Genomic DNA, 15,497 nt, shown 5'->3' with positions numbered 1-15,497 from the left:
GCAAATCGTTCCGAGCCGTCAGCCGGGGCGGAGCTTATACCCATGTAGGTGCGGGATGGCGCTTTTCACACATCCCGGCAAGCGGAAATTTGCGATTCCGCAATTCTTTGCCGCATTTTACGCGGCCTGACCGGAAAGCTTGCGCCGCCCGGCAATTTTCGTGAACGCCGCAAGCGTCCGTTCTATGTCCGCCTCGTCGGTCGCATGGCCAAGAGAAATCCTGAGCGCGCCGAGCTTGGGGTCACGCCCCATCGCGCTCAGCACATGGCTTTCCCCCACCTTGCCGGATGAGCAGGCCGAACCGGCCGACAGCGCAATGCCCTCAATATCGAATGCGATCTGCCCCGTTTCCGCCTTCAGGCCCGGAAGGGTGAAAAAGGTCGTGTTACCGACGCGTGCGACATCCTCGCCGTGAATGATCACGTCAGGCGCGCTCGCCCGCATGCCGTCTTCCAGCCGCGCCCGCAGAGTGGCAAGACGCGCCGCTTCAATCTCGAGATTTCGGGCCGCCACAGCAGCAGCGGCACCGAAACCAATAACCGAGAGGGTATTTTCCGTGCCGGAACGATGTCCCTTTTCCTGCCCGCCGCCATGGATCAGCGGCTTCGGCATCATCACCTCGCCGCGCGACACCAGCGCGCCCGCACCCTTGGGACCACCGAGCTTGTGGGACGAGACAACAAGAAAATCGGCATCGAGCGCATTGATATCGAGCGGGACACGACCTGCCGCCTGCACGGCGTCGACCACCATCAATCCGCCCGCCGCATGCACCAGCCGCGCCGCTTCCGCCACCGGCTGAATGATGCCGGTCTCATTGTTCACCAACATGCAGGCAACCATCGGCAGGCCGGTGGAAGCATCATGCGAAGATAGAAGCGCCTCTAGTGCGGCAAGATCGATGACACCCGCTGACGTAACGGGAATTTCCGTAACGTCAGCCTTGCCAAACCGGCCGCCTTCACGAAAAGCAGGGTGCTCGATAGCGGAGACGTAAAGACGGCCATAACGCACGGGAGCGCGCCCCATCTTGAATTCAGGCGTCAGCACCAGATTGGCGGCTTCCGTCGCACCGCTGGTGAAGGTAACGTGGGCGGCCTGCGCACCGGCAAGCGCTGCAACCTCGCGGCGGGCGGTCTCGATGGCGGCGCGGGCCGCACGCCCTTCCCGATGAACGGAAGACGGGTTGCCCGAAAGGTCGAGCGCCGACACAAGAACATCACGCACGGCGGGCAAAAGCGGCGCCGTGGCGTTCCAGTCCATATATGTGCGCGTCAAAACCGTCATGGCGGTGAGGCTTTATCCAATCTTCAATGCGTAAAAACGCATTTTTCTTGAAATTACAGTTGCGCTTGCCTTATGACACGACCCGAGTGCTTAAGCACACGCAAAGTTTCGAATTATTCTAAACTGCGTTCTAGAAAAGATGACAGAGTTCGTCAAGTCTTCTCATAGGCAGAATGCGGTTGGAGAATGAAAAAACACGACCGGAGTACCAATGCCCGAAGTCATCTTTAACGGCCCTGCGGGTCGCCTCGAAGGCCGTTATCAACCCTCCAAGGAAAAGAGCGCGCCGATAGCGATCATCCTTCATCCGCACCCGCAGTTTGGCGGCACGATGAACAACCAGATCGTTTATCAGCTCTTCTATCTTTTCCAGAAGCGCGGTTTCACGACGCTCCGGTTCAATTTCCGCTCCATCGGCCGCAGCCAGGGCGAGTTCGACCATGGCGCCGGCGAACTTTCCGATGCCGCTTCCGCCCTCGACTGGGTGCAGAGCCTGCATCCCGATTCGAAAAGCTGCTGGGTTGCCGGTTATTCCTTCGGCGCCTGGATCGGCATGCAGCTGCTGATGCGCCGTCCGGAAATCGAAGGTTTCATGTCGATTGCGCCGCAGCCCAATACCTACGACTTCTCCTTCCTGGCTCCCTGCCCGTCCTCCGGCCTCATCATCAATGGTGATTCCGACAAGGTCGCACCTGAGAAGGACGTCAACGGCCTCGTCGAAAAGCTGAAGACCCAGAAGGGCATTCTCATCACCCACCGCACGCTTCCCGGCGCCAACCACTTCTTTAATGGCAAGGTGGATGAGCTGATGGGCGAATGCGAGGACTACCTCGACCGCCGCCTGAACGGCGAACTGGTTCCGGAACCGGCGGCGAAACGCATTCGGTGATTTTGAGCGTATTTTCAGGTCGGTCTTGATCTGGCTGCAATGATCGATGGCGGGTGTGGTTTACCCCCCTCTGCCCTGCCGGGCATCTCCCCCTCAAGGGGGGAGATCGAATCGTAGCACAGCCTTTCGGCCATCTTGAACGTCCCAGCTGAGACGAAGAGTAAGCCTCATGCCGATCTCCCCCCTTGAGGGGGAGATACCCGGCAGGGCAGAGGGGGGTAAACCACACCCACCGTCATCCCTTATGCCGCACCAAAACCCCACCCGTCACCGGCTCCTTCACCCCCGTCGTACCGGGATAGGTCAGCGACAGACCTTTAAGCGATCGCACTGCCAGATAGGCCCAGGCCTCCGCCTCCATCGCCCCGCCATCGAAACCCGCCTCTTCCGCCGCAATCACGCGCGCCCCAACCTTTGCGGCAAGGTCCGCGAATTCTTCCATGATCACCGGGTTCAACCGACCGCCACCACAAACGACATAGGTCTTTGCCGCCTCCGGCAAATAGCTCGCCGACTTCAGAATGGCAGCCCCCGTCAGATGCGCCAGCGTCCGCGCGCCATCCGCCAGGGAAACCTCACCCTTTATCGGCGGCACGAAATCGCCGCGATCGAGCGAGCGGCGGATATTGGCTGAAAAAAACGGGCTTTCCATATAACGCGCCACCAGCGAGGCAACGACGCTGCCGCCCGCCGCCGTCCTGCCGCCCTTGTCGAAGGCTTTGCCGGTATGGGCCTCGATCCACTGGTCGATCAGCATATTGCCGGGGCCGCTGTCGAAGGCGGCAAGTCGCCCCGCCTCGCCAATATAAGTCAGATTGGAGATACCGCCGATATTGACGAAAACGGCGGGCGTTTCGAACCCGTCAGGAAGATTGGCGGAAAGCGCCATGTGATAGGCCGGGATCAGCGGCGCGCCCTGCCCGCCATGCACCATATCGTTGGCGCGCATGTCATAGACCACATCGATGCCGGTTTCGGAGGCCAGCATTGGTCCGTCACCGATCTGCACGGTCAGTGCCTCATCCGGCCGGTGCAGCACGGTCTGGCCATGAAAACCAATGACGTCGATATCGCCGGCTTCAAGCCGGTGACGGTGCAGGAAGGACTTCACCGCCGCCGCATGGGCAAGCGTCAGCTTGCGCTCGGCCTCCGCCAGATCGCCCGGACGCTCACGCCGTTCGCGGATGGCCTTGGCTGTCGTGAGCGCCTTCTGCCAGATGGCGCGCAGGCCCGGATCGTAGGGAAAATAACCGCTCGGCCCGTGCCGTACCACGCTTTCGCCATCCGTGCGTAACAGGGCGATATCGATGCCGTCCATCGATGTGCCGCTCATCAGCCCGATCGCCGTTTTGATCTCGCCCACCTGCCGCTCCCCTGCAATATCGAATCATGATGATGTGAATCCCGATATTCATGGCCGAAACGGGTGCACATTTCAAAAAACAATGATAAAGCCGCGACGTTCATTGGCTGCTTACAGCATTGTGGAGCGTCCTTTGCGCGTCCGAAAGGACGTGCGGCGCTCCAGCGACGGCAAAGATCAAACCAGAAAGTAAAAGGTTATGTCCAGGTTCAAGTCCGATTTCCTCCGCACGCTCGATGAGCGCGGCTTCATTCACCAGATCTCCGATGAGGCAGGTCTCGACGAACTGTTCGCCAAGGAAACCGTGACCGCCTATATCGGCTATGACCCGACGGCTTCGAGTTTGCATGTCGGCCACCTCACCCAGATCATGATGCTGCATTGGATGCAGAAGACCGGCCACCAGCCGATCTCGCTGATGGGCGGCGGCACCGGCATGGTCGGCGATCCCTCCTTCAAGGAAGAGGCCCGCAAGCTGATGACGATCGACATGATCGAGGACAACATTACCTCGCTCAAGCACGTCTTCGCCAATTACCTCGATTACGACCGTGCCAATCACCCGGCGCTGATGATCAACAATGCCGACTGGCTGCGTGGACTTAACTACCTCGAATTCCTGCGCGATGTCGGCCGCCATTTCTCGGTCAACCGCATGCTGTCCTTCGACAGCGTGAAGACGCGCCTCGACCGCGAGCAGTCGCTGTCCTTCCTCGAATTCAACTACATGATCCTGCAGGCCTACGACTACGTGGAGCTGAACCAGCGCACCGGTTGCCGGCTGCAGATGGGCGGCTCGGACCAGTGGGGCAACATCATCAACGGCATCGACCTAGGTCACCGTATGGGGACACCGCAGCTCTATGCGCTGACCTCGCCGCTTCTGACCACTTCCTCGGGTGCGAAGATGGGCAAGTCCGCCTCCGGCGCCGTGTGGCTCAACAAGGACCTGCTGCCGGTTTATGATTTCTGGCAATACTGGCGCAACACCGAAGACGCCGATGTCGTCCGCTTCGCCAAGCTCTTCACCACCCTGCCGATGGATGAGATCGCCCGCATTGCGGCGCTTGGCGGCTCGGAAATCAACGAAGCGAAGAAAATCCTCGCAACCGAAGTGACGGCGATCCTGCATGGCCGTGCTGCTGCGGAAGAAGCTGCTGAAACAGCGCGCAAAACTTTCGAGGAAGGCGCACTGGCTGAAAACCTGCCCTCCATCGAGGTGCCGGCATCCGAACTCGAAGCCGGCCTTGGCGTCCTCTCCCTCATCGTCCGCGCCGGCCTTGCCGGCTCGAACGGCGAAGCCCGCCGCCACGTTCAGGGCGGCGCGGTTAAGATCAACGACCAGGGCGTTTCCGATGAGCGCCAGATGATCGGCACCGGTGAAGTGACCGGCGACGGCGTCATCAAGCTGTCGGTCGGCAAGAAGAAGCATGTTCTGGTGCGCCCGGCCTGAAAAACCCACGCAAAACCTGTTATCGAGGGCCGCGAAAGCGGCCCTTTTTATTGGAACTCGAAGATCTGACGGAAAACACCCGGCGCGATCAGCGACAGCGGGTTGATCGTCAGCTTCGGCTGGTCCGTCTGGCCGGACAGTTTGAAAGTAATGCCGAGCAGACCCCGGTCGCGGCCGTTGCCGAGGAAGATGCCTATGAAAGGCAACTCGCCAAACAGCCGGTTCAGGCCATAAGCGGGCATGAAGGTGCCGGTCATGTCCATGCGGCCGCTCTGGTCCTTGAGCAACCCCTGGAAGGTCGCGCCGATCTGTTCACCGCGCACCACGCCGTTTTCCACCGCAACCGAGCCATTAACGTAGACGACCCGGGCAAAACCGCGCTGGAACTTCTCAGAACTGACATCGATATTGCGGCGAACCGCGTTGTTGAGGCTTCTGCCGTCTTCACCAGCGGGGGTGGCAACGATATCCTGCAATTTCGCTTCGTTCACCACGGCGAAATTGCGCAGGTCCAGCGAACCGCTCCAGTCGCTGCCATTGGCGGTCGTCAGCGCCAGATTGAGAAGGCCGCCGCGGATACGGCTGTAGATATTGGCGAAACGGGCCAGCGAACCGGCATCGCTGCTGGTCAGCGTCACGGTTCCCGTCGCGCCGCGATTGGTGGTCTGCGCCACCACCGCCTGGCCGTTGCCGGTGACACCGCGAAAATCGATCGAACGCACCTTGCCGTCACGCACGCTGATATCGGAACTGACATTGCCGAGGATTTCGTCGTTGAAACCATAGACCTTGTCGAACTGTGTCTTGATGGCAAGCGATGGTTGCGAACGCGATGTGCCGTCACCGCCGCCGGAAGAACTGCGCAGTTTCGAAAGGAACGGCCGGACATCCGCGGATTTTCCCGAGGCATTGATGATATAGCCGTTTTTGGAGGCCGCGACGGAAACGGCGTAATTGTCGGCGGGCGACAGCTGCACTCGGCTGAGATCGGCTGAAATCAACCCGTTCTTGCTGAAGGCGATATCGCCGGCGGCGCCGAAACCGTCCCCGTCGAGGGAAAAATCACTGATCGTCGTGCGGCCATCCACCGTCTCGGTGGTGAAGGCGGCTTTTGCCGGAATGCCGATGCCCTTGCTCCAGCCAAGCCCCGGCAGAATGATCGACGCCCTGGTCAGATCGAGCCGGATGTCCTGCCGTTTCGGGTCTGCGCCATCGACTTCCATCACCGTCGTGCCGCCAAGAACCGAGGACAGTTCCGGCGCAAGCTTGGCAACCTGTGTCTCGTTCAGGGTCGCCTTCAACGACAGCGTCGAGGGGACATCGCCATTCTTGCGCACCGGCTCCGTCATCTCGATATCCATCGGCACGTCGTCCACACGGCCCTTGCCCTGAAGCTTGAGCTGGCGGTCGTTCAAAGCCATGAAACCGTCAAGCGCCGTCACCTTGTGGCCGGCAAAGGGCTTCGTCAGCGACAGGTTCTTCAGGTCCAGATCAGCCGTCCACATCGGCGGAGGCGGGTTCTGGCTGGACAGCAGTCCGACGGTCAGTTTTGCACTGGCCTTCACGTCACCGGTGAAATCCTCCGGTTTGAACTGCGTATCCTTCAACGCATTGATCGGCTTCAGTGTCGCAAGCTCGGCAACGGCATCCGCAGAGCCGGCCACATTCAACTCGACATTTCCAAGCAGCGGCTTGTCATAAACGTTGGAGATCAGAAACCGGCTGTTCTCCAGCGCAAGCGACCGGTTGGAGGGAAAATAGGATGTCGCCCGCTCGATGTCGACGGTCATGCCGCCGCCGACCAGGTTGAAATGTGCATCGACATCCCGAAGCGGCGGAATATCGCCCGTGGTGTTCAGCCGCGTATCGTCAATATCGAAGCGGATCTGCATTTCGCTCTCGCCGAGCACCAGCGGGCAGCCGGGACCGCACATCCGCCCCTGCGGAATGAATATCGCAATCGAGCCATTGGTGACCGTGCCGCCATAAAGGTTGGTTACCACCCAGTCACGCGGCTTGTGCGCCATCCAGAACGGCCAGAGCTGCTTGACCGCCGTGGCCTCCATCTTCGGAATCTGGCCGCCAAAGCTGATTTCCGGCGAGCCCTCACCGAAGCGGACTTTCAGCGAGCCCGCCATGTCTCCAAGCGGGCCAGTAACGTAAAGCGAGGGAACGTCGAGTTGCTTTGTCGCCGCCGTATATTGCCCATCCGCCTTCAGGCTGAAGGGAACCGGCTCCTCGCCAGAGGCTTCGGCCGAAGCAATCCCGTTGTCGACCCGGAGCGAAAGACCGAAACCTTCCTCCGTATCGCGAATTTCACCGGTAACCGGTATGATCGTACGTCCCAGCTCCAGCCGCGAATTGGCGATTACCAGGGTACTTTTTTCGAAATCATAACGCGCATTGACGCTGCCGGCCGTGAAAGGCTGGGCCTCGCCACCAATCAGAAGCGTTCCGTTGCCCATGCCGACCGAAGCTTCCAGCTGGGGCTCCTGCCCTTCCGCAGCACGCCGGGCGACAATGCTGACACCGGTCTTGACATTCAGCCCCTCGTGCAGATTGCCCTGCGGATCGAATTTTTCCAGAAACGGCCCGATATCGAAACCGTCGATCCGCGCCTGAAAACCGTCGATCACGCCGCCGGATCCGGATGTCGTCAGCGATAGGCTGGCGATCTCACCGTTAAACAGCGTCTCGCCATCAAGCGAATATCCACCCTGCTGGTCGGGTGTGAGCGACAGTTCGCGTATCTCGATGGTACGTGGTTTTCCAAGCTCACCGGGCGGCAGATGAACCGAAACACTGGAAATATCGATTTCCTCTGTGCCGCTGCTCAGGAAAGCCTGGGCGAGCTTGTCGAGCTGTCCGAAGGCGGCCTGCAATTGCTGCGGTACGGCGTCAAGCTTGATACTGGAAAGATCAAAACCGTTACCCTTGGGCAAAAGCGCCGTGTCGAGCTCCATACCATCGGCTTCGAGGCTTTGTACCGAGATGCGGCCGGTCAGCAGCGCAAGCGGATCAAGCGCCATGCCGATCGCCCGGGCCCTGCTCAGATGCTGGCCGGAGTCCTTCTCGACGATGTCCACATCCTCGGCCACCAGCGCCAGCCGCAGCCCGGTGGAGAACCTTATGGCCGAAGAGCCGATCCGGGCGCTGTAATGTGGCCCAAGCGCCCTCTCCAGCGCCTGTTGCGCCTGGCTGGAGAGCGTCTTGTCGATCGATCCCGTCTCGACGGAAAGAATAATGCCGCCGATGGACAGGAACGCCAGCACAAAGAGAGCCGCGAAAATCTTGATAAGAGCGCGCGCCATGGAACGCGGCGCTGGGCAATGCACGATGATGGGATCTTCGGCCTGTGCCGAAGGGAGATCATGCAGGGCAATGATATCGCGCCTGCCGAACTTGACCTTTTCACCCCTGACTTCAGCCATACGCCCGTGCTTGCCCCTGAATAGCTTTTGTTTCGCCGCAACACCGGAGCGGGATGGCGAAAAGTGTAAGCGGTTTTCGTCCGGAACCCCGCTCCAAATTCTTTAACCCAGATGACGATTCAGATTACAGGTGAATTCGACCTGAAATCTCAATCGTGATCTGGACGACGCGCGGTTTCGCTATATATCGAATGTGGCGACTTTCACTCAACATCCCGGCGAAAGAAAGGTAGATTATGACAGACTTGACGATTGGCAGCCCGGCTCCCGACTTTACTTTGCCCCGCAACGGTGAAGGGACGGTGACATTGTCCAAACTTCAAGGCAAGGCCGTCATTCTCTATTTCTACCCTAAGGACGATACTTCAGGCTGCACCGCAGAAGCGATCGACTTCAGCGCTCTCGGCGCAGAATTCGAGGCCGCCAACGCCGTCGTCATCGGCATTTCGCCCGATAGCGTCAAAAGCCACGACAAATTTGCCGCAAAACACGCGCTTTCCGTCATGCTGGCCTCCGACGAAGACCGCAAGGCTCTCGAAGCCTACGGGGTTTGGAAGGAAAAAAGCATGTATGGCAAGAAATACATGGGTGTCGAACGCACCACTGTCCTCGTCGCACCGGATGGCACAATCGCGGAAATCTGGAACAAGGTGAAGGTTGCGGGCCACGCGCAGGCCGTTCTTGAGGCTGCAAAGAAGCTCTGAAAAAACGGATCCGATGTGACGCCCCCGTTCAAAATCATCTCGCTGCGCGGCGGGGCGACGGATGCTGTTGCGAGCGCCGATCTCGACCGTAAAACCGCGCTGGCACAGGAAACGGCGACACGGTGGTTCGAGCGTCGCCTGTCGTTGCGCTCGCCGCTCGATCCGCCCTTGCCCGAACGTCCGGGCAGACCGGAAAAGCCGGAGCTCGTGCCGCCGACCGCCGTCGAGCGCCGTTCGCTTTACACGGTGAAGGGCCGCATCGCCCTGCTGCACGCCATCGCCCATATCGAACTCAACGCCGTCGATCTCGCGCTCGACATCGTCGCGCGTTATGCGAGCGAACCGGTGCCGCATTCCTTTTTCGACGGCTGGATGCAGGTCGCCTTCGAGGAGGCGAAACATTTCCGGCTGGTGCGCGACCGGCTCAGAAGCCTCGGAGCGGATTATGGCGATCTGCCGGCCCATGACGGGCTCTGGCAGGCGGCGCATTCCACCCGCAACGACCTGACCGCCCGGCTGGCGGTCGTGCCGCTCATTCTGGAAGCGCGCGGACTGGACGTCACACCTTCCCTGCAGGCCAGAATGCGGGAGACCGGCGATCTCGAAAGCGCTGCCGTTCTCGATGTTATCTATAACGACGAAAAGGGCCACGTCGCCATCGGCGCCAAATGGTTCCGGTTCCTCTGCGCCCGTGAAAAGAAGGATCCGGCCGCAACCTTCAAACAACTGGTGCGTGCCAATTTCCGCGGCCCCCTGAAACCGCCCTTCAACGACCTCGCCCGCGCCGAGGCCGGCCTGACGCCGTCCTTCTACCGCTCGCTGACATCCGTCAGCCACAGCTAAAACCGCACCAGGCAACTCTGCATAAGCGCAGATAGATGCTTCCGGCAAAACTTCGTTAACCTTAACGAATTATGATTTCCTGTGAGAAATCGGCCAGTCCGGAGAGAGATTTTGACTGATACAGCGGAAAACCGGGTATTCGGCAAAAAGCGGCCGCAGCACGTCCTCATTCTGGCGAGCGGCGAGAAAGTTCGGCATATGACCATTCGGCCGTGGATGGCCGCTCTTGCCGGCTGCACCATTGGCCTGTTTTCGCTCGGCTATCTCGGCGCTACCGGCTACCTCATTTTGCGTGACGACCTGATCGGTGCGACCATGGCGCGCCAGACCCGCATGCAGAACGATTATGAAGACCGTATCGCAGCACTGAGGGCTCAGGTGGACCGGGTCACCTCCCGACAATTGCTTGACCAGCAGGTCGTTGAAAAGAAAGTGGAAAAGCTGCTGGAACAGCAGGCGGCGCTGACCTCCAGGCACGGGCGCATGAGCGAGTTGCTGGAGCGCGCCGAAAATTCCGGCGTCGCAGCAACACCCGCCGTGCCCTCTTCCCTTTCGAACGCCATGGCGCCGGAAAAGCGCGCGGAGCTGACGGGCGGCCTGTCAGCAATTGAAAAGCTGATGGCGCCGCGCGCGCCGCAGCCGGAAAAGCCAGCCGCACCCGACAGACGCGCCGCTTACGTGCCTCAATCCGGCGAAACACCCTCGGACCGGGCCGATCGGGTGTTTTCCAAAGTGACCATTTCGCTGAAGGATATCGAGCGCCAGCAGATATCGCGCATCGCCAGATTGACCAACGATGCCGAAGACAAGGCAAGCGCGATGCAGGACATCATCCGGCAGGCCGGATTGAAGATCGAAGAAAGCGGCGCGGACGATATCGGCGGCCCCTATGCGGCTCCCCAGCGCAGCGAAACCGATCCGTTCAACCTGTCGCTGACCAATCTTGACAATGCGCTGAACCGGCTGGATATCGTCAAGGAAAGTGCAACCGCCCTGCCCTTCGGCAACCCGGCTCCCGGAAGAACGATCACCAGCCGGTTCGGCAATCGCATGGATCCGTTTCTCGGACGGCCGGCTTTGCACACCGGCATCGATTTTCGCGCCGAAACCGGCGCCGACGTCAAAGCCACCGGCGCAGGCAAGGTGACGGTGGCGGAAAATTCCGGCGGTTACGGCAATATGGTCGAGATCGATCACGGTCAGGGCGTCTCGACGCGATTCGGCCATCTCTCCGCGATCCTCGTCAGGGCCGGTGACAAGGTGGAGGCCGGCGACATCATCGGCCGCGCCGGCAGCACCGGTCGTTCAACCGGCCCCCATGTGCATTACGAGGTGCGCCGCAACGATACGCCGGTCGATCCGATGCGGTTCCTGATCGCCGGCGCCGAGCTTAAAACCTATTTGAAATGACAGGCCAAATTTAACGCTTTTTTTGCGCTTTTTACGATAAATCGCATGAAACTGCGCCACAGGCTGAAAAGCCTCGTCAGAACCGCGACGTTTCGCGTGCTTTTCCCGTTGTTTCCTTGACTTTCCGGCAATTTGGGCATATCCCCGCGCCAAGTCTTTGCAAGTGTCGCAGCGGCACGCAGGTGTTCTTACCGAACCAGAACGGAAAAAGTTCTTCCTTTGACAACATTCTCTGATCTTGGCCTGAGCCAAAAAGTTCTTTCCGCTATTGCAGATGCCGGCTACACGACGCCGACACCCATTCAGGCCGGCGCCATTCCGCCCGCGCTGGAAAAGCGTGATATCTGCGGTATCGCACAGACCGGCACGGGCAAAACCGCGTCCTTCGTGCTGCCGATGCTGACCCTGCTTGAAAAGGGTCGCGCACGCGCCAGAATGCCGCGCACGCTGATCCTTGAGCCCACCCGTGAGCTTGCGGCGCAGGTGGCTGAGAATTTCGAGAAATACGGCAAGAATCACAAGCTGAACGTCGCCCTGCTTATCGGCGGCGTTTCGTTCGAAGATCAGGATCGCAAGCTCGAGCGTGGCGCCGATGTTCTCATCTGCACCCCCGGCCGTCTTCTTGACCATTGCGAGCGCGGCAAGCTGTTGATGACCGGCGTTGAAATCCTCGTCATCGACGAAGCCGACCGCATGCTGGACATGGGCTTCATTCCCGATATCGAACGTATCGTGAAGATGATTCCCTTTACCCGGCAAACGCTGTTCTTTTCGGCCACCATGCCGCCGGAAATCCAGAAGCTGGCCGACCGCTTCCTTCAGAACCCCGAACGCATCGAGGTCGCCAAGCCCTCCTCCACGGCGAAAACCGTTACGCAGAACATCGTCGCTGCGCATAACAAGGACTATGAGAAGCGCGCTGTCCTGCGCGATCTCGTCCGCGCCGAAGAGGCCGAACTCAAAAACGCGATCATTTTCTGCAATCGCAAGAAGGATGTCGCCGACCTGTTCCGTTCGCTCGACCGTCACGGCTTTTCCGTCGGCGCGCTGCATGGCGACATGGACCAGCGTTCGCGCACGACGATGCTGCAGAACTTCAGGGACGGCAATCTGACGCTGCTCGTCGCCTCTGACGTTGCGGCGCGCGGACTTGATATCCCCGATGTCAGCCACGTCTTCAACTTCGACGTTCCCATTCATGCCGAAGACTATGTCCACCGCATCGGCCGTACCGGCCGTGCGGGCCGTTCGGGCAAGGCCTTCACCATCGTCACCAGAAACGACGCAAAATATCTCGACGCGATCGAAAAGCTGATCGGCGAAAAGATCGAGTGGCTGAATGGCGACCTCTCCACGCTGCCCGCGCCCATGGAAAGCTTTGAAAGCAATTCCGGCCGCCGGGGTAACAAGGAACGGGGCGGCAGGGGTCGCGACAGGAACCGTCGCGATGCGGCTCCGGTCGAAAACATCAATCAGGATGCACAATCCGCTGCGGTTACCGAGATCGTGGCTCACGGAGACGACAAGGTGAAAGCAGAACGCAGACCGGAAAAGACCCCGCGCAATTCCGACCGCAACAGCCGTAATCCGCTGCACGCCAATGACGACAACCGCGAGCGCCGCCGCCACTATCGCGACCATGATGATGGCCCGACCCCAGTCGGCTTCGGCGACGACATTCCCGCCTTCATGCTGATCGTGGCCAACGCCAAGGGCTGAGGCCAGTACAAATATGACGCCGACAATCAAACCAGGGCTTGATTTTCCGGGTGTCGGCGTGGGCCTTGCCATATTGCGCGATGGCCAGCTGCTTCTCTGCCGGCGCTTGAAAGCGCCGGAAGCCGGATACTGGAGTATTCCGGGCGGCAAGGTTGATCACCTCGAATCCTCCCTCGCCGCCGCAAGGCGAGAGGCCGAAGAAGAGACCGGGCTGACAATCGGCGATGTCGAATTTCTCTGTCACAGTGAATATATCGATACCGAAGAGCGGCACCATTGGGTGTCGCTGATCTTCGTCGCCCGCGATACGCGTGGCGAGCCGGCACTGACCGAACCGGACAAGCTTTCCGATATAGGCTGGTTTTATCCCGACAATCTTCCCGCACCCATTTCCGCCTTCGCGAAGGACGCGCTGGCCGCCCTGAAATAAATCCGAACAAGGGACCGGCAAGTGCGACATTGCCGCAGACCGGGCGTCTTCCACTCTGAAACGGGGGCGTCAAAAAAGGGGGCGAAGCCTCGCCTGCCTACAATGAAGGCAACCTGGCAGAGCGATTTCTTTTCCGTAAATATAATAATAAGAGAATAGCTTTGCGTGAAGCTTTTCAGATTCAATTTTAAATTGCTTAAATTAGCTCCATGTAAAAAACCGCCCCAGTTTCCCGAAGCGGTTTATACGTAATGAAAATAATAGAATATAGAATGTAATATAGTCTGGCAGTGCTTATAATCGGAACACTTTCCGAGGCTGGTTACAGCCAATTTCAGTCGTCCCCTGAAACACGTATATCTAAGCTAAACATTTACTTTCCGTCAAGCAAATCTTCTCGCAAATGCGAAAAAAGACACTAAGAAAAATCGACGTTGGGCGAAAAGCATGGATTTTTTCTTTAAATATCAATAATTTAAATATATGAAAATAAAATGTGCACTTTTCGCGGCTGCACTTTAAAGGGCAAAACAGCGCACAGGCCGTTGCTAAACTGTGCTTATACGCATCGCATGTTACAGTTTTATAAAGTAAAAATCCTCTGAACAGGCGATGGAGTTACTTCTCCTTTCACGCATTTCAAGAGCGACTTGCCGATCCGCAAAAATGAATCCGCAATGAAGACAGTAGCGCACAATTATATTGAATGGCAGCAACTACAACGTGTCTTGAGGCCCTGTTTCCTTGAATCGAACAATTGGCGATCAAATCCGCCGTCTCGCGCACCGCGATATGCGATTATGCTGGGGTTCAGGCGATTTTTCCTTTGGAAAACCGTTTGTTGCCGATAAACATCAAGCGGGACAACAGGATTTCGCTCACGTCATGCTTTCACTTCGCCTGCTAACGATCATCGCCGGTTTTGCCTTTGCGGGCTCAGCAAGCGCGGCGTCGATCGGCATTGTTGCTCCGCAAAACGGGCCATATGAGCTTCTGGGGCAGCAGGTGCGGCAGGGCGCGAAGGCCGCTGCCGCCAAACTTGGGCTTGATGTCGTCGAAATCCATGAAAGCTGCGAGGATGGCAGCGGCGGCGCCATCGCCGATGGCCTTGTGGCCGCCAAAGTCAGCGCCGCGATCGGCTTCCTGTGCACCGAAACGCTCCAGGATGTTCTGCCGCCACTGAAAGCGGCCGCCATCCCGGTCATCACGCTCTCCAGCCGCGCACCTATCCTGATGGAAGATGCGTTGAAATACGGCTGGCCGCTTTTCCGCCTCGCCCCATCGGACAGGGCCGAATCGGAAAGGGCAGCGGAAATCATCCTGCGCGACTGGAAAGGACATTCCATCGGACTTGTGGATGACGGCACGATCTACAGCCGCGAACTGGTCGACAGGATTCGCTCGAAGCTGGAGGAAAACGGGCTGAAACCCACCTTCACCGACACGATGCGCCCCAACCAGGAACAACAGGTGGCGCTGGTGCGCCGGCTGGCGCGAACCGGCATCACTCATGTCTTCATCGGCGCGGAACGCAACGACGTCGCCATTATCGCCCGCGACGCCGCCTCGGAGAACTCCCCCCTCACCATTATGGGCGGCGACGCCATGAATGCGGCCAACGCGCCGGTAGCACTTACGGCAAATGTGCTCGCCATCACCCGCCCGGCCTACGACACATTGCCATCGGCTCAGGCCGTCACCGGTGAATTGCGCGCCGCCGGCATCGAACCGGAAGGCTATGTCCTGCCCGCCTATGCGGCAGCGGAACTGACGGCAGCGCTCACGGAGGCGGCGCAGGCGCAGTCCAAACCCACGCCGGAAATATTGACGACCGGCACCGTCTTCAAAACCGTGATCGGCGATCTGAGCTTTAATCCCTCGCACGAACTTGCGGATAATCCCTACCGCCTGCAGCGCTGGAACGGCCAGCGCTTCGAACCGGCGGACAAGGCCGAAAAACAATAGGCA

General features: G+C 59.2%; 10 protein-coding genes and 1 pseudogene. 8 read left to right on the top strand and 3 right to left on the bottom strand.

Annotated features, from left to right (window positions below):
- Positions 1-117 precede the first annotated feature (117 nt).
- Positions 118-1,287, bottom strand: a complete 1,170-nt coding sequence (locus ACQZ5F_RS03770; RefSeq protein WP_225339707.1) for a cysteine desulfurase family protein — start codon at positions 1,285-1,287, stop codon at positions 118-120.
- Between the two features lie 211 nt (positions 1,288-1,498).
- On the opposite strand from ACQZ5F_RS03770, the gene ACQZ5F_RS03765 reads away from it, so the two are divergent.
- A complete protein-coding gene (locus tag ACQZ5F_RS03765; RefSeq protein ID WP_020012833.1) occupies positions 1,499-2,176 on the top strand; it encodes an alpha/beta hydrolase in 678 nt (225 codons plus the stop codon).
- Between the two features lie 235 nt (positions 2,177-2,411).
- Here the strand turns inward: ACQZ5F_RS03765 and ACQZ5F_RS03760 are convergent, their stop codons facing one another.
- Complete coding sequence (locus tag ACQZ5F_RS03760) at positions 2,412-3,539, bottom strand: anhydro-N-acetylmuramic acid kinase (protein ID WP_225339706.1); 1,128 nt, start codon at positions 3,537-3,539, stop codon at positions 2,412-2,414.
- Positions 3,540-3,738: 199 nt separating this feature from the next.
- Here ACQZ5F_RS03760 and tyrS point away from each other — a divergent pair, with 199 nt between their 5' ends.
- Positions 3,739-4,992 (top strand): tyrosine--tRNA ligase, encoded by a 1,254-nt coding sequence (gene tyrS / locus ACQZ5F_RS03755; RefSeq protein ID WP_137084628.1) that lies wholly within the window; start codon positions 3,739-3,741, stop codon positions 4,990-4,992.
- Between the two features lie 47 nt (positions 4,993-5,039).
- Here tyrS and ACQZ5F_RS03750 read toward each other — a convergent pair whose 3' ends face one another.
- Positions 5,040-8,423 carry a YhdP family protein gene (locus tag ACQZ5F_RS03750; protein ID WP_225339705.1) on the bottom strand — a complete coding sequence of 1,128 codons (3,384 nt, stop codon included), beginning with the start codon at positions 8,421-8,423 and terminating at the stop codon, positions 5,040-5,042.
- A 236-nt stretch (positions 8,424-8,659) separates the two neighbouring features.
- On the opposite strand from ACQZ5F_RS03750, the gene ACQZ5F_RS03745 reads away from it, so the two are divergent.
- From ACQZ5F_RS03745 to ACQZ5F_RS03720, 6 genes and pseudogenes are all read left to right on the top strand, one after another.
- The gene (locus ACQZ5F_RS03745) at positions 8,660-9,127 is read left to right on the top strand and encodes a peroxiredoxin (RefSeq protein WP_046798245.1); all 468 of its coding nucleotides are present in this window, start codon (positions 8,660-8,662) and stop codon (positions 9,125-9,127) included.
- A gap of 15 nt (positions 9,128-9,142) precedes the next feature.
- Positions 9,143-9,970, top strand: coding sequence for a ferritin-like domain-containing protein (locus ACQZ5F_RS03740; protein WP_225339704.1), 828 nt, complete (start codon positions 9,143-9,145; stop codon positions 9,968-9,970).
- A 111-nt stretch (positions 9,971-10,081) separates the two neighbouring features.
- Positions 10,082-11,380 carry a M23 family metallopeptidase gene (locus ACQZ5F_RS03735; RefSeq protein WP_225339703.1) on the top strand — a complete coding sequence of 433 codons (1,299 nt, stop codon included), beginning with the start codon at positions 10,082-10,084 and terminating at the stop codon, positions 11,378-11,380.
- Positions 11,381-11,599: 219 nt separating this feature from the next.
- Complete coding sequence (locus tag ACQZ5F_RS03730) at positions 11,600-13,099, top strand: DEAD/DEAH box helicase (protein WP_046798242.1); 1,500 nt, start codon at positions 11,600-11,602, stop codon at positions 13,097-13,099.
- A 13-nt stretch (positions 13,100-13,112) separates the two neighbouring features.
- Positions 13,113-13,529 (top strand): NUDIX domain-containing protein, encoded by a 417-nt coding sequence (locus ACQZ5F_RS03725; protein WP_052819710.1) that lies wholly within the window; start codon positions 13,113-13,115, stop codon positions 13,527-13,529.
- Between the two features lie 838 nt (positions 13,530-14,367).
- Positions 14,368-15,494, top strand: a pseudogene (locus tag ACQZ5F_RS03720) (branched-chain amino acid ABC transporter substrate-binding protein).
- Positions 15,495-15,497 lie beyond the last annotated feature (3 nt).

This window comes from Agrobacterium sp. 22-210-1 (genome assembly GCF_053522525.1).
The sequence above is the reverse complement of the archived record's forward strand: the minus strand, read 5'-3'. Positions and strand labels throughout refer to the sequence as shown.